Below are 15637 nucleotides of genomic sequence, written 5' to 3' on the forward strand. Positions count from 1 at the left end.
GCGGGACTTATTCCCGCGATCCGAACAGCGCCGTCCCGACGCGGACGTGCGTCGCGCCCAGCATGACCGCTGTTTCGTAATCGCCGCTCATCCCCATCGAACGCAGCGGCAGGCCGTGGCGCTCGGCGAGTTCGTCGAGCAGCGCGAAATAAGGCGCGGGTTCGAGTTCGGCGGGCGGGATCGCCATCAGCCCTTCGATTTTCAGCCCGGCTTCTGTTGCTTCCGCCAGCAACCCCGGAAGATCGGCGACCGCGCAGCCGCCCTTCTGGTCCTCGTCGCCGATATTGACCTGGACGAACAGTAGCGGCTGCCGGCCGGCCTTGGCGCAGGCCTTGCCGAGCGCCTGCATGAGCGACGAGCGGTCGACCGAATGGATCGCGTCGAACAGCGCCACCGCTTCCTCGGCCTTGTTCGACTGGAGCTGACCGATCAGGTGGAGCGCGATGCCGGGCGTTTCGCGCTGCAGCCCGGGCCATTTCGCCGCGGCTTCCTGCACCCGGTTCTCGCCGAAATGGCGCTGGCCCGCTGCGATCAGCGGACGGATCGCGTCCGCGTCGTGGGTCTTGGACACGGCGATCAAGGTGACGTCGTCCGCGCGCCGCTGCGCGCGGCTTGCCGCGCCCGCGATGGCCGCCTCGACACCGGCCAGCCTGTCTGCCGCTTCGCTCATAAATCATCCTGTCTCGGCGGCGCGTTGCGTGCGCCCGCGACGCGCCTATAGAAAGCGCGATGACCGGGCGCCACCCCCTGCCGAGCCAATGGCTGTTCAGCGACGAACGGATCGCGGAGGATATGGCGGCGCTGGCGGCGCGATTGCCGCCCGGCAGCGGTATCGTGCTGCGCCACGACGGCCTCGCGAAGGGTCGGCGCTGGCGCCTCGCGCGGCAGCTGATGCGGATCGCGCGGGCGCGGCGGCTGGCGCTGCTGCTCGCCGGATCGCCGGCCGAAGCGCGGCGCTGGGGCATGGACGGCGTCCACCTGCGCCAGCACTTGGCCCGCGACGCAGCGCGCGCGCGCCGACTCGGCCTGATCCTGACCATGCCGGTTCACGACGCGCGCGAGGCGCGCCGCGCCCGCCGCGCCGGCGCAGATGCGGTCTTCATCTCGCCGCTCTACCCGACACGCTCGCATCCGGGTGCCCCCGCGCTTGGCGTGGCGGCGTGGCTGCGGCTGGCGCGGACGGCGGGCACCCGGCCGGTTGCGTTGGGCGGCATGACCCCGGCACGCGCGCGCAAGCTCAAACGCGCGGGCGGGATGCCGGGCTGGGCCGCGATCGATGCATGGGTGGAAAAGTCGGCGAAGCGCCGGGTTTAGAAGCGGAACGCGGTCCCGACGTAGACCGCCTGGCTGTCGCGCCGCGAATCGGTCAGCGGCTCGACGCGGTCGTCGCTGCGATAGCGAACGCCGGCGGTGACATCGATATTCTTGGTCAGGCGATAGCTGCTGACGACATCGACCGTCTGGTCGTTGCCGGGCGCTGTGAGGCGGTCGGTCGCGCCGGCGGGATCGCTCGGCCGCGTCAGCATCTTCGTCGCGAAGCGCGACTTCTTCTCGGCCTGTTCGGGCGCGCGTGCGACCGGCAGGTTCCTGAGGTCGGTGCCGCGCGGGAGCTGCGGGGTGACGAATTTCTCGAACCCGACCGAAGCGCCGAGGTTATAGGCGACCGGGGCGATCGCGACCGGGGTGGTGCGGCCGCTGGCGATGGCAGCAGTGCGCGCTGCGCTCGAGCTGTCGTCGCGCGAGCGAATCACGACGGTGATCGCGCGATTCTTGCGGCTGTCGTCGGTGATCGCGGGGGTGAAGATGAAGCTGCGGCGCGCTTCCGCCGACATTTTGGAATAACGCGCGATCAGGCGCGGGTCGCCCGAAGCGGGCGTGAACTGGCCGAGCAATGTTTCGGAAAGGGCGGTGTCACGGATGCGGTCGGCACGCGTCATCGCCGCCAGTGCCGGTGGCAACGCAAGCGAAATCGCCGCCGCAGCGACGAGACCGGCTTTCCAAAAATGTCGCGGTTTCCGCGCCATTGCTCTGCGACTCCATCCCCAATCGAGTCGGAGATAGGACGAGTCCGGCGATATTGCCAGTGATTCCACACCGATTAATCGCACAAGGCCAGCTTTTCACCGAGTTGTTGCGCGATGATCACAGTTTCGCGCCCGCATGAGCGATGCATGAATGGCCGCGAGCGCAAAATTGCCGCGCTTGCCGGACGGCGGCAAGGGCGATAGAGACGCTGGAAATTCCCGTATGCGCGGCCGGATTTTCTTCTGCCCGGCGGCGCCCAAGATAAGGTATTTCGGCATGTTCAAGCTTTCGGTTCTTGCCACGTCCGGTCGCGGTCCGGCCACGCTCGCGCTGCTCGGCGTCGCGGCGCTCGGCCTTGCGGGCTGCGGCGGCGGCAAGGAACGGCCGCGTGCCGATCTGGCCGCGAGCCAGGTGACGACGATCGGCGTCAACGCCTATCTGTGGCGCGCCTCGCTCGATGCCCTGTCGTTCATGCCCCTGCTTTCGTCCGATTCGTCGGGCGGCGTCATCATCACCGACTGGTACGCCAATCCCCAGAATCCGGGCGAGCGGCTAAAGGTGACGGTGTCGATCCTCGACCGCGACCTGCGCGCCGACGCACTGCGCGTCGCCGCGTCGCGCCAGGTGTCGCAGGGCGGCGTATGGGTCGACGCGCCGGTGCAGGCGGCAACGGTGCAGAAGCTCGAGGAAATCATCCTCACCCGCGCCCGCGACCTGCGCCGCGGCGCCATCGAAGGCTGATCCAGAGGCGCGGATCGCGCCAGACTAGACAAAACGGGGTAGCAGAAAAATGACCCGCGAAACGCGCTTTGGCGCTTTGGCTGCCGATGCCCGCTGGCAGGCGGCATGGGACGCCGCAAACAGCTTTGCGACCAATGAATCGGGCGACAAGCCGAAGGCCTATATCCTCGAGATGTTCCCCTATCCGTCGGGGCGCATCCATATGGGTCATGTCCGCAACTATGCGATGGGCGATGTGCTTGCGCGCTTCAAGCGCATGACCGGGCACGACGTCCTGCACCCGATGGGCTGGGACGCGTTCGGCATGCCCGCCGAAAATGCCGCGATGGAAAAGGGCGTCCATCCCGGCGGCTGGACGCGCGACAATATCGCCGCGATGCGCGGCCAGTTGAAGCGCCTCGGCCTCGCGATCGACTGGAGCCGCGAGCTCGCGACGTGCGAACCCGATTATTACGGGCAGGAACAGGCGCTGTTCCTCGACCTGTTCGCGGCGGGGCTGGTCACGCGCAAGGAAAGCTACGTCAACTGGGATCCGGTCGACATGACCGTGCTCGCCAACGAGCAGGTGATCGACGGCCGCGGCTGGCGCTCGGGCGCGCTGGTCGAGAAGAAGAAATTGTCGCAGTGGTTTTTGAAGATCACCGATTTTGCCGACGAACTGCTCGAAGGGCTGGGCGGCCTCGATAGCTGGCCCGACAAGGTCCGCCTGATGCAGGAAAACTGGATCGGCAAGTCGCAGGGGCTGGAGTTCAGCTTCAAGCTCGCCGGCGGCGCGGTCGGCTTCGACGTGTTCACGACGCGCCCCGACACGCTCTATGGCGCGAGCTTCGCGGCGATCTCGCCCGACCATCCGCTCGCCGAGAAACTCGCGAAGGATTCGCCCGAGCTGACGGCGTTCATCGAGGAATGCCGGCGTCAGGGCACCGCCGCCGAACAGATCGACACCGCCGAAAAGCTGGGTTTCGACACCGGCATTTCGGTCGAGCATCCGCTCGATCCCAACTGGCACCTGCCCGTCTGGGTCGTCAATTATGTGCTGATGGATTATGGCACCGGCGCGATCTTCGGTTGCCCGGCGCACGACCAGCGCGACCTCGATTTCTCGCGAAAATACGGCCTGCCCGTCCACCGCGTGATCGCCGACGGCGACGAGACGGGGCAGGTTTTCCATGGCGACGAGGCCTATGTCGGCCCCGGCAAGCTGGTGAACAGCCATTTCCTCGACGGGATGACGATCGACGCGGCGAAGGCTGCCGTCATCGCGCGCGCCGAGCATGAGGGCTGGGGCAAGGGCACGACGGTGTGGCGCCTGCGCGACTGGGGCGTCTCGCGCCAGCGCTATTGGGGCACGCCGATCCCCTTCATCCATTGCGACGCGTGCGGCCTGCTGCCGGTTCCGAAGGACCAGCTCCCCGTCGTGCTGCCCGAGGACGCCGATTTCTCGGTCCCCGGCAACCCGCTCGACCGCCATCCGACCTGGAAGCATGCCCGATGCCCGTCGTGCGGCGGCGAGGCGGTGCGCGAGACCGACACGCTCGACACTTTCGTCGATTCGAGCTGGTATTTCCTGCGCTTCGCGTCGGCGCCGGCGGACAAGCCGTTCGATCCCGAGGTGATCCGCCGCTGGCTGCCGGTCGACCAGTATATCGGCGGCATCGAACATGCGATCCTCCATCTGCTCTATGCGCGCTTCTGGACGCGCGCGCTCAACAAGCTGGGGATGATCGACATCAAGGAGCCGTTCGCCAGCCTGTTCACGCAGGGCATGGTGACGCACGAAACCTATAGCCGCGCGCAGGGCGAAGGCCTGCCGCCGCTGTTCTTCACCCCCGACGAGATCGCCCGCACCGCCGATGGCGCGACGCTCGAAGCCGATGGCGCGCCGGTCGATGTCGGGCGGGTGATAAAAATGTCGAAGTCGAAGAAGAATGTCGTCGACCCCGACGCCATCCTCGACCAATATGGCGCCGACGCGGTGCGCTGGTTCATGCTCTCCGACAGCCCGCCCGAGCGCGACCTGCCGTGGAGCGAGGCGGGCATCGAGGGTGCGTGGCGCTTCGTCCAGCGGCTGTGGCGGCTGTTTGGCGACACCGAAAATAGCGGCGACGGCGGCGAGGATATGAGCCTCGCGCGCAAGCTGCACCAGACGATCGCCGGCGTCGCGACCGATGTCGAGGCGCTGGGCTTCAACAAGGCGGTCGCCAAAATCCATGCGCTCGCGAACGAGATCGAAAAGGCGAAGCCCTCGGCAACCCGCGCCGAGGCGTGCCGGACGCTCGTCCTGCTCGTCGCGCCGATGATGCCGCACCTTGCCGAAGAGGCATGGGCGGCGCTGCCCGCCGGTCAGCGTCCGACCGCGATGATCGCCGACGCGGCGTGGCCCGCCGCCGATCCGGCACTGCTCGTCGATGACGAGGTGACAATCGCCATCCAGATGGCGGGTAAGCTGCGCGATACGATGACGCTCGCCAAAGGCCTCGACAAGGATGCGGTGGAAGCCGCGGCGCTCGCGCGCCCGCGCATCGTCGAGCTGCTCGCGGGCGCGACGCCGAAGAAGGTGATTGTGGTCCCCGACCGTTTGGTCAATATCGTACCCTGATGCGCACCCTCCTCGTCTCCGCTCTCGTCGCCGCCTCGCTGACCATCGGCGGTTGCGGCCTGCGTCCGCTCTACGCGAACGGCAGCAAGGGGGCGGTGGCGACGGTGCTTGCCGATATCGACGTCGCGCCGATCGAGGGGCATTCGGGCTGGCTCGTCCGCAACGCGCTGCGCGACCGGTTCGTCGCGACCGAGGGCGGGCGCGGGCAGGGCAAAAGGCTGCGGCTCGACGTCCGGCTCGAAGATTCGATCACCGGCTTCGGCGTCCGCGCCGACGATGCGGTGACGCGCGAACGCCGCACCCTGCGCGCGCGCTATCAGCTCGTCGATGCCGCGAGCGGCGAAGTACTGCTCGATGCGACCGCCGCCGCCGATGCGGGGATCGACGTCGTCGGCAGCGAATATGCGACGATCGCGGCCGAAAGCTCGGCGCTCGAACGGCTCGCCTCGGGGGTTGCCGACCAGATCGTCGCGCGGCTCGCTGTGTTTGCCGACCGCGGCGGCGCGGCCCCGGCTGCGGCGCCTGCAACGACGCCGCCATCGCCCTAGCTGGCGATGAAAACCGTCAAACCCGCCGAACTCGAACGCCTTTCGCGCCTCGATCCCGCGGTGCGCTTCACGCTGCTGACCGGTCCCGACGAGGCGACGATGGCGGCGGTCGCGGGCCATCTGATCGGTCTCGCGGGCAAGGATGCCGAACGGCTCGACCTCAGCGGCACCCAGCTTTCGCAGGACCCGTCGCTGCTCGCCGCCGAGGCCGCGTCGATGTCTTTGTTTTCGCCCGCACGGGTGATCCGGCTCGAAATCGCGGGCAGCGGCGACGACAGCGTCGCGGCGGTCGAGGCTTTGCTCGCCGCCGACAATGCGATCAATCCGGTGGTCGCGACCGGCGCGTCGGTCACCGCCAAGTCGAAACTGGTCAAGCTGGTCGAGGCGTCGGACAGCGCCGTCGCCGCCATCTGTTACCAGCCCGACCGGCGCGCGCTGGTCGGCATCGCGATGGGCGCGGCCGAGGAACAGGGGCTGCGCATCGCCAATTCGGAAGCGCAATTGCTCGTCGACCTCGTGTCGGGCGATCAGGCGCTGATGCGGCGCGAGATCGAGAAGATCGCGCTCTATCTCGACGCGGGGCGCGACCGGCAGCGGCAGGTGACCGCCGCCGACATCGCCGCGCTGGGTGCCGCGACGCACGAAGAGGATGTCAGCGAGTGCATCAATGTCGCGCTCGGCGGCAAGGTGCGCGAACTGCCCGTCATGCTGGCGACCGCCGCGGCGGTCGGCGTCGCCGAAATCCGCATCATCCGCGCGCTGGCGATCCGCGCGATGCAGCTTGCCCGGCTGAGGGCAGAGGTCGACGCCGGGGCGCATCCCGCGACCGTCGTGGCCGCGAAGAGCAGCGGCGTCTTCTGGAAGGAACGCGACGCGGTGACGGCGCAGCTCCATATCTGGGACTCGGTGCGCGTCGCGCGACTGATGAGCCGGCTGCTCGATTGCGAACGCTCTCTCAAGGCTTCGGGGACCGCGGGCGCGGTGCTGTTCCGCAAGCTGATGACCGACATCGCGCATCAGGCGGCGCGCGCTCGCTAGCCCGCTGCGGCGGCTTCGGTTGTTGCCTTGCGCGGTTTCGGCGCGTCGGGCGGGACGAAGGTCCAGAGCGTATCGCCCGCCTCGACGCCGGGTCGGTGCCCGGCCGAGAAGATCAGCAAGTCGCCCGACGGCTTGACGACCGCGAGGCTGTCGCCGCCCGATGCCTTCATCCGCTGCGCATAATCGGCATAGGTGAACACCTCGGTGATCCGGGTGCGGCTGAACGTCCAGCCGGCCTGCAGCCGGTCGAGCTGTTCCTCGATCGGCGTTCCCGCCAGCGTGAAGACGCGCCCGCGCCGGACATGGCCGGCGCGCACGGCGCCGACGGTCCGGCTGACCCGGTCGTGGCCGATTTCCGCCGCCAGCTCGCTGCAGATCAGCGCGTTATAGGCGTCGTTGTCGGTCGCCGCGATCAGTTGCTGATATTCGCCGAGGTCGAGATGATCCTCGCGCACCTCGTCCAATATGTCGCCATGATAGACGGGCAGGTCGGCGCGCCGGGCGCGGCGGAGCGCGAGCTGGCTGGGGTCGGCGACGAGGACCTTGCGATCCTGCCCCTTGATGAATTCGGCGAAGGCGATCGTCCAGCTGTTGGCGCCGACGAGCAGCACGCCGTCGCCCTTGCCGCGGTCGAGGCCCAGCCAGCGCGCGAAGGGTGCGGCGGTGAAACCGTGCGCGAAGATCGTCGCGATGACGACCGCAAAGGACAAGGGCACCAGCGCCTCGGCCCCGGGCACGCCATAGTCGGAGAGGCGCAGCGCGAAGAGCCCGGTGACCGCCGCGGCGACGATGCCGCGCGGCGCGATCCACGCGACAAACAGCCGCTCTTTGAACGGGATGCGCGTGAACAGGAGCGCGGTCATGATCGTCAGCGGCCGGACGACGAACAGCAGCAGGACGAGGAACAGCAGGAAGCGGAACTGGAAATTCTGCACCACGCTCCAGTCGAGCGTCGCCGACAGGATGATGAAGACGCCCGAGACGAGGAGGACGGTCAAATCCTCCTTGAAGCGCATCAGCATATGGCTCGAATAGGTTTCGCGGTTCGCCATCACGACGCCCATCACGGTCACGGTGATCAGGCCGGTTTCGTGCATGATGAGGTCGGACAGCACGAAAACCGCGATCACCGTCGTCAGCAGCACCGGGGCCTTCAGATATTCGGGCACCCAGCCGCGCGGGAAGGCAAAGGTCAGCGCGAAGCCCGCGGCGCTGCCGATGATTACCGCAAGCAGGCTCGCCGCGACGACGTCGGTGGCAATACCGATGGTGTTCGCCTCTGCCCCGCCATGGGTGATATAGGCGAAGATGCCGACCGCGAGCAGCGCGCCGATCGGGTCGTTCACGATCGCTTCCCATTTCAGCATATGCTTGACGCGCGGCGTGATGTTGAGCGAGCGGAGCATCGGGATGATCACCGTTGGCCCCGTCACCACCATGATGCCGCCGAACAACGCCGCGAGCTCGAACGGCAGCCCCGCGCCATAATAAGCGGCGGCGGTCCCGAGCGCCCAGCCGACGGGCACGCCGACGACAACGAGCATGAAGACCGCGATTCCGGCGTGGCGCAGCTCGCGGAACTTGAGGCTCAATCCGCCCTCGAACAGGATCACCGCGACCGCGAGCTTGATGATCGGTTCGCGCAAGGCGCCGAAGTCGTGCTCGGGATCGATCAGGCCGAGCACCGGCCCGGCGAGGATGCCGGCGACGAGCATCAGCGCGATCGCGGGTTTGCCGGTGCGCCAGGCGGCCCATTGGGCGCCGATGCCGATGACGCCGATCAGGGCGATTTTGACGAGCAGGGAGTCGATCGCGAACATGCGATCAGCCTATGCCATGCTGCGGAAAAAGTTCCAAAAAAGAAGGCGCATATGTCGATTGCGACCGGAAGTGAGAATGTCGGCATTGGGGTGGGGAGCGGGCGTTGCTCCACCCACTCTCGTCATCCCGGACTTGATCCGGGATCCCGCTTTTTGAGGGCACCGGCAGTCATTGAGGTCAAGCGGGACCCCGGATCAAGTCCGGGGTGACGATGAAAGAGAAGGCAGCTTCCGTCCGAAACCGGCCCCTCGCACCCTCTGCGCAATCGCTTGCCGCAAACCCCGGGGAGGCGTAGATTGGCGCAAAATACAGAGGATGCCGCCATGACCCGTGTTGCCGTGCGTTCGCCGCTTTGGGCCCTGCTGCTCGCCACGCCGCTGCTGCTGGGTTCGACCCAGCCCGCCGCTGCCCCGCCGGCGTCTGCGTCGGCGCCGGTGCCGCACCCTGCCGACATGGTTGCGAACCCCGCCACGACCGGCGAGGTCGTGCCGTTCATCCAGCCTTTCGATCTCGACGCGACGCGGCGGATGGCGGTGCCGGTGATGGTCGGCGGACAGGGGCCCTTTTCCTTCCTCGTCGATACCGGCGCCGAACGGACGGTGATCGCCCGCGAACTCGCCGACCGCCTCGGCCTCGCCGAGGGCGCAAAGCTGCGCCTCGCGACGATCGGCAGCTCGGCGATCGTGCAAAGCTATCGCGTCGCGGCGCTGCAGATGACCGACCTCAGCCTGTCGCCGTTCGAGGCGCCGGCCTTCTCCGGGCGGCATATCGGGGCTGCGGGGCTGATCGGGGTCGACATGCTCGAGAAACGCCGCGTGCTGATCGACTTTCGTGCCGAGACGATGGAGATTCTCGATTCGCGGCCGCGCGCGAAGCCGATCATCCACGACGACGACGCGATCGTCGTCACCGCGCGCAACATGGCGGGGCGGCTGATCCTGTCGGATGCGCGGATCGACGGCAAGCGCGTCGACGTGATCGTCGACACGGGGGCGCAGACCAGCGTCGGCAATCTTGCGCTCCAGCGGCTGGTCGCCGCGCGGCGCCAGAACCGCGTGCCCTTTTTCCCGACCGTGCTCAATGCGGTATCGGGCGAGGCGGTTCCGGCGATGCGGACGGCGATCAAGCGGATCACGATCAACGGCGCCGAGGTGAGCGACCTGCCGGTCAGTTTCGCCGATTCGCAGGCGTTTCGCGCGCTGAACATCGAAAACCGGCCGGCGCTCCTGCTCGGCATGGACAGCCTGGCCTTGTTCGACCGGGTCGAGATCGATTTCCCGAACAAGCGCGTCGTCTTCGACCTGCCGAGCCGGGCCGACCGCGAAACGCGGCAGCGCTTTGCCGCGGCCACCCCGACGAGGACGCTTGTGGCGAGCCGGTGAGCTTGCCATAGCGGCGCCATGCCGCCGCCGCCCGTCCTCGATTTTGCCGGCCACCAGTTCGTCGCTTTCGCCGATCGCGCGCTGTTCTGGCCGCGCCACGGCGCGCTGATCGTCGCCGACCTGCATCTCGAAAAGGCGAGCTGGTACGCGGCGCACGGCCAGCCGCTGCCGCCCTATGACAGCCACGACACGCTCGACCGTCTGGCGCGGCTCGCGGCCGAGACCAGCGCGCGCGCAATCTGGTGCCTCGGCGACAGCTTTCACGACCGCGACGCGGCAAGCCGGATCGTGCCGGCGGTCGCCGGGCGGCTGCACGGCCAGGCGGCGGCGACGCAGCTCCTATGGATCGCCGGCAATCACGACGGGCTTTCGGGCGGCGCGTGGGGCGGCGAGGTCGCCGACGAGCTGGCGATCGACGGCATCGTCCTGCGCCACCAGTGCGATCCCGCCGAAACGCGGCCCGAACTCAGCGGCCATTTCCACCCCAAGGTGCGGCTGACGATTCGCGGGCGCAACGTCGCGCGGGCCTGCTTCGCCGGCGATGCGCAGCGGCTGATCCTGCCCGCCTTCGGCAGCCTGACCGGCGGGCTCGATGTCGAAGACCCCGCCATCGCCGGAAATTTTTCCGGCGGGTACCGCGCGATGCTCGTCGCGCAGGGCCGGCTGCTCGCCTTTCCCTGCCGCGGCCGGCCGGGCGATGACGCTACGGCAAGCCGTATCGCGGTCGGCGCCTGAGCCGCAAAACCCGCACGCCGGCGCTGCTGCCGCCTGTGGCCAAAAAGCATCACCGGTCAAAAAATGACGCAAAAGCGTGGGGTTGCGCTGGATCGGCATCGGTGTTCGGTTAAGATCGCCCTCCAACAAAAATAATTAGATGTTGAGAGGAGTGCCCACCATGAAATCATCTTCCCTTCTTGCTGCCCGATTGCTGCGTAGCAGCGCGCTCGGGCTTTCGATTGCCATTGCCGCGACCGCCGTCCCCGCCTTCGCGCAGGATGCCGCACCGCAGGACGAAGCCACCGACGACAGCGGCGACGCGCCGATCGTCGTCACCGCGCAGGGCCGTTCGCAGCTCCTGTCCGACGTGCCCGTCGCGATTTCGGCGGTCAGCGCCGAAACGCTGCAGAACAGCGGCGCCAACGACATCCGCCAATTGAACCAGGTCGCGCCGTCGCTGCTCGTCTCCTCGACCGGCAGCGAAGCCAATGGCTCGGCGCGTATCCGCGGCATCGGCACCGTCGGCGACAACCCCGGCCTCGAAAGCTCGGTCCCCGTCTTCATCGACGGCGTCTATCGCTCGCGTTCGGGCATCGGGCTCAACGAACTCGGCGAGATCGACCGCGTCGAGGTCCAGCGCGGCCCGCAGGGTACCCTCGGCGGCCGCAACTCGTCGGCCGGCCTGATCAGCATCTATTCGAAAAAGCCGAGCTTCGAATTCGGCGCCACGGGCGAAGTGACCTATGGCAATTACGACTATTGGCGCCTCGGCGGCAGCGTGACCGGCCCGATCACCGACACGATCGCCGCGCGCCTCGACGGCGTGTGGGTGAAGCGCGACGGCTTCTACAAGGACACGACGAACAACACCGACGTCAACGACCGCGATCGTTATTTCCTGCGCGGCCAGTTGCTGTTCGAACCGACCGACGCGCTGTCGATCCGGCTGATCGCCGACTATACCTATCGCAACGAGAAATGCTGCGCCGCGACCTATATCGACAACAGCGTCAATCCCTATATCGGCAACCTCAACAACCCGGGCGTTCCGGCCGATGACATGACGAACAATATCACCCAGGTGCTGATCGACCTCGGCCAGCCGGCCGGCGCGTTCAACCAGGGTTACAGCCGCAACATCTCGGTCAGCCCCGGCCGCAGCTTCGCCGGCAAGACCAAGGATTACGGCTTTTCGGGCCAGATCGATTGGGATCTCGGCGGCGCGACGCTGACCTCGATCACCGGATACCGCGAATATCGCTCGGGGCAGGCCGGCGACCTCGACTATGGCGCGGTCGACATCCTGTATCGCGCACCGAGCGACGACGCCTATCGCCAGTTCCACACCTTCACGCAGGAACTGCGCCTGCAGGGCGAAGCGTTCGACGGCAAGCTCGACTGGCTGGTCGGCGGTTTCTACGCCAACGAAAAGCTGACGGTGCGCGACAATCTCCGCTTCGGCAGCGAATATGGCAAGTTCGCGGCGTGCCGCCTTGTCACCGGTTCGACGCTGGTGCCGCTCTATGACCCGACCTCGGCCAACTGCATCAGCCCGGCGGGCCAGTTCGCGCTGACCAACAACCTGCTGCCGCTTCCCCCGGGGGTCGGTGGGCTCATCCTTGCCGGCGTCAACAATCTGGCGTCGATTTCGGACAAGGGCAGCATCGACGACGTCTATCGCCAGAACGACCGCAACTGGGCGCTGTTCACCCACAATATCTTCCACATCACCGACAAGCTCGATTTCACGTTCGGCGTCCGCTACACGAACGACCGCAAGAAATTCAACGCGAGCTTCACCAACGACAACACCGCCTGCGTCGCGAACCAGGCGCTGTTCGAACCGCTGCTCGGCACGCCGCTGGCCGCTACCGCCGCGGGCATTTTGGGCCTGAGCTGTCAGGGCAACTCGACCTCCGAACTCGATGGCGTGTCGATCAACGACAAGCGCAGCGAGGATGAATGGACCGGGACCGCGATCCTGTCGTACAAGCCGGTCGACGACCTGATGCTCTACGCCAGCTTCTCGCGCGGCTACAAGGCGGGTGGTTTCAACCTTGATCGCTCGGCGCTGAAAAACCCGGTGATCCTCGGCGCCAACCCGAGCTCCAGCTTCGCCGCAGTCGGTGGCGCACAGGCGCTGGTCGGCAATCTCCAGTTCGATCCCGAACTGGTGAACAGCTATGAAGTCGGTGCGAAATATTCGACGGGTCCGTTCGGCGTCGGGCTGACGCTCTTCCGCTCGGACTTCAAGAATTTCCAGCTCAACACGTTCAACGGCAGCGTCTTCATCGTCCAGACGGTCAACGGCTGCTCCGCCGACCTGAACGGCGGCGACCGCGACCAGAGCAAGTTCCCCGGCGCGCCGAACTACAACCCCGGCGCGGCGGCGAGCGGCGCCTGCAACCCCGACGACGTGAGCTGGGGCGTGCGCACCGAAGGTTTCGAACTCGAAGCCTCGCTGGTCCCCGCGCGCAGCTTCCGCATGACCGCGGGCCTCACCTATGCGAACACCAAATATCGCAGCAATCTGGTGGGCAACAAGTCGGGCGCCCCGCTCGATCAGGCGCTGCGCCTGCTGCCGGGCAACAATCTGTCGAACGCGCCCGAACTGGTCGCTACCGGCAGCATCACCTGGACCCCCGAACTGGGCGGCAGCGGGCTGACCGGGCTCGTCTATATCGATGGCCGCATGACCAGCGATTACAACACCGGTTCCGACCTGTTCCCGCAGAAGGCGCAGGATGGCTATGCGATCTTCAACGCCCGCGTCGGGCTTCGCGGTCCCGACGAGAAATGGGGCGTCGAACTCTGGGCGCAGAATATGTTCAACAAGAAATATGCCCAGGTCGCCTTCAACTCGCCGTTCCAGGAAGGCGCGACGTCGACCACCGCTGCTTTCGCCGACCCCCAATATCCGGGCGGCCGCCAGATCTTCTCGCAGTTCCTCGCCGAACCGCGGACCTATGGCGTGACGCTGCGCGGCAAGTTCTGATCGCGTAGGACGAAACAGGAGCCGCCCGCTCACTCCGGTGAGCGGGCGGTTTCTTTTTGGGCGGTGCCCTTTGTTCGCTCCCATCGGAATGGCCGGTTTCGGCCGGAAGCTGCCGTTTGGTCCAACCTTACCCGTTCGCATCGAGCGAAGTCGAGATGCCCCTCAGGCTGGGCGCAAGGCCGACGGGTGTCTCGACTTCGCTCGACACGAACAGAAATAGAGGGCGGTCAGGAATCCACCCCAAAACCGACACCCCAGCCCGCGCGTGCCATCGCCTCGCTGCGAACGGGCCTTTGCGTCGATGGCTCGCGCGCCTATATCGGCGTGATGACAAGCCCGACCGACCCCCGCCGCTTTCTCTACCGCGCCGACGCGCTCGACCCCGATCTGGCGCAGAAGCTGGCGCGCGAGGCGCTCGCCAAGGCCGACGACGGCGAGCTTTACCTGCAATATCGCGCCACCGAGAGCTTCGGTTTCGACGACGGGCGGCTGAAGACCGCCGATTATTCGACCGACGCCGGTTTTGGCCTGCGCGCCGTGTCGGGCGAGATGACGGGCTTTGCGCATGCGAGCGACGTCAGCGCGGGGGCGATCCGCCGCGCCGCCGAGACGCTGGCCTTGCTCGACCCGGCGACGCAAGCCCCCGCCGGGCCGCCGCCGCGCACCAACCGCCATCTTTATGACGAGGCGAACCCGCTCGACCTCATCCCCTTCGCGAAGAAGGTCGCGCTGTGCCAGCAGGTCGATGCCGCCGCGCGGGCGCGCGATCCGCGCGTCGTGCAGGTCTCGGTCGCGCTCGCGGGGAGCTGGTCGGTGGTCGAGATCGTCCGCGCCGACGGTTTCCTCGCCACCGACATCCGCCCGCTCGTCCGCCTCAACGTCTCGATCGTGGTCGAGGAGAATGGGCGTCGCGAGAGCGGCTATTTCGGCCTCGGCGGCCGGTACATGTACGATCACCTGTTCGAGGAAGCACAGTGGAACCGCGCGATCGACGAGGCGCTGAGCCAGGCGCTCGTCAACTTGCGCGCCGTCGACGCGCCCGCGGGCGAGTTCACCGTCCTGCTCGGCCCCGGCTGGCCGGGCGTGCTGCTCCACGAAGCCGTCGGCCACGGGCTCGAAGGCGATTTCAACCGCAAGGGCACCAGCGCCTTTTCGGGCCGCATCGGCGAGCGCGTCGCGGCGCCCGGCGTGACGGTCGTCGACGACGGCGCGATGGAAAGCCCGGTCGGCGGCGGCCGCCGCGGCTCGCTCAGCATCGACGACGAAGGCACGCCGACCGGCGAGACGGTGCTGATCGAGGATGGCATCCTCAAGGGCTATATGCAGGACCGCCTCAACGCGCGGCTGATGGGCGTCGAACCGACCGGCAACGGGCGGCGCGAAAGCTTCGCCCACGCCCCGATGCCGCGGATGACCAACACCTTCATGCGCGGCGGCAACGACGATCCCGCCGAGCTGCTGAGCCGGGTGAAGAACGGCATCTTCGCCAAGAGCTTCGGCGGCGGACAGGTCGATATCGTGTCGGGCAAGTTCGTCTTTTCCTGCACCGAGGCGTACAAGATCGAGAACGGCAAGCTGGGCGACTCGATCAAGGGCGCGACCCTGATCGGCGACGGGCCGAGCGTGCTGACCAAGGTCACCGGCATCGGGGGCGACATGGCGATCGACGAGGGCATCGGCATCTGCGGCAAGGGCGGCCAGAGCGTCCCCGCTGGGGTCGGGCAGCCGACGCTGCTGGTCAGCGGGCTGACGGTGGGCGGGACGGCCTGAC

The 15637-nt window shown here is 67.4% G+C and carries 12 protein-coding genes; 9 read left to right on the plus strand and 3 right to left on the minus strand.

Going from position 1 to position 15637, the window contains the following annotated elements:
* Positions 1 to 7: 7 nt before the first annotated feature.
* Positions 8 to 670 (minus strand): YggS family pyridoxal phosphate-dependent enzyme, encoded by a 663-nt coding sequence (locus tag V6U71_RS20585; protein ID WP_411340148.1) that lies wholly within the window; start codon positions 668 to 670, stop codon positions 8 to 10.
* 59 nt (positions 671 to 729) lie between these two features.
* Between V6U71_RS20585 and V6U71_RS20590 the strand changes: the two genes are divergently transcribed.
* Positions 730 to 1314, plus strand: coding sequence for a thiamine phosphate synthase (locus tag V6U71_RS20590; protein ID WP_411340149.1), 585 nt, complete (start codon positions 730 to 732; stop codon positions 1312 to 1314).
* Here V6U71_RS20590 and V6U71_RS20595 read toward each other — a convergent pair.
* Positions 1311 to 1937 (minus strand): hypothetical protein, encoded by a 627-nt coding sequence (locus V6U71_RS20595; protein WP_411340150.1) that lies wholly within the window; start codon positions 1935 to 1937, stop codon positions 1311 to 1313. The two genes, V6U71_RS20590 and V6U71_RS20595, sit on opposite strands and share 4 nt — an antisense overlap.
* Positions 1938 to 2301: 364 nt before the next feature.
* Here V6U71_RS20595 and V6U71_RS20600 point away from each other — a divergent pair, with 364 nt between their 5' ends.
* From V6U71_RS20600 to holA, 4 genes are read left to right on the plus strand one after another with little or no spacing between them, the layout of a single operon-like run.
* The gene (locus V6U71_RS20600; RefSeq protein WP_054590468.1) at positions 2302 to 2766 is read left to right on the plus strand and encodes a DUF3576 domain-containing protein; all 465 of its coding nucleotides are present in this window, start codon (positions 2302 to 2304) and stop codon (positions 2764 to 2766) included.
* A 49-nt stretch (positions 2767 to 2815) separates the two neighbouring features.
* A complete protein-coding gene (gene leuS, locus V6U71_RS20605) occupies positions 2816 to 5365 on the plus strand; it encodes a leucine--tRNA ligase (protein WP_411340151.1) in 2550 nt (849 codons plus the stop codon).
* Positions 5365 to 5913 (plus strand): LPS assembly lipoprotein LptE, encoded by a 549-nt coding sequence (gene lptE / locus V6U71_RS20610; RefSeq protein WP_411340152.1) that lies wholly within the window; start codon positions 5365 to 5367, stop codon positions 5911 to 5913. The genes leuS and lptE overlap by 1 nt, the downstream gene beginning before the upstream one ends.
* 6 nt (positions 5914 to 5919) lie before the next feature.
* Positions 5920 to 6951 carry a DNA polymerase III subunit delta gene (holA, locus tag V6U71_RS20615; protein WP_411340153.1) on the plus strand — a complete coding sequence of 344 codons (1032 nt, stop codon included), beginning with the start codon at positions 5920 to 5922 and terminating at the stop codon, positions 6949 to 6951.
* Here the strand turns inward: holA and V6U71_RS20620 are convergent.
* Complete coding sequence (locus V6U71_RS20620; RefSeq protein WP_411340154.1) at positions 6948 to 8771, minus strand: cation:proton antiporter; 1824 nt, start codon at positions 8769 to 8771, stop codon at positions 6948 to 6950. The genes holA and V6U71_RS20620 overlap by 4 nt on opposite strands.
* A gap of 324 nt (positions 8772 to 9095) precedes the next feature.
* Here V6U71_RS20620 and V6U71_RS20625 point away from each other — a divergent pair, with 324 nt between their 5' ends.
* The 4 genes from V6U71_RS20625 to tldD all read left to right on the plus strand — a co-directional run bounded on the left by V6U71_RS20625 (position 9096) and on the right by tldD (position 15636).
* Positions 9096 to 10154, plus strand: coding sequence for a retroviral-like aspartic protease family protein (locus V6U71_RS20625; protein ID WP_411340155.1), 1059 nt, complete (start codon positions 9096 to 9098; stop codon positions 10152 to 10154).
* Between the two features lie 18 nt (positions 10155 to 10172).
* Positions 10173 to 10889 (plus strand): ligase-associated DNA damage response endonuclease PdeM, encoded by a 717-nt coding sequence (pdeM, locus tag V6U71_RS20630; protein ID WP_411340156.1) that lies wholly within the window; start codon positions 10173 to 10175, stop codon positions 10887 to 10889.
* A gap of 160 nt (positions 10890 to 11049) precedes the next feature.
* A complete protein-coding gene (locus V6U71_RS20635; protein ID WP_411340157.1) occupies positions 11050 to 13866 on the plus strand; it encodes a TonB-dependent receptor in 2817 nt (938 codons plus the stop codon).
* Positions 13867 to 14193: 327 nt separating this feature from the next.
* Positions 14194 to 15636 carry a metalloprotease TldD gene (gene tldD / locus V6U71_RS20640; protein WP_411340158.1) on the plus strand — a complete coding sequence of 481 codons (1443 nt, stop codon included), beginning with the start codon at positions 14194 to 14196 and terminating at the stop codon, positions 15634 to 15636.
* The last annotated feature ends 1 nt before the right edge of the window (position 15637 follow it).

It is taken from the genome of Sphingopyxis sp. J-6 (genome assembly GCF_046603995.1).
Taxonomy (GTDB): domain Bacteria; phylum Pseudomonadota; class Alphaproteobacteria; order Sphingomonadales; family Sphingomonadaceae; genus Sphingopyxis.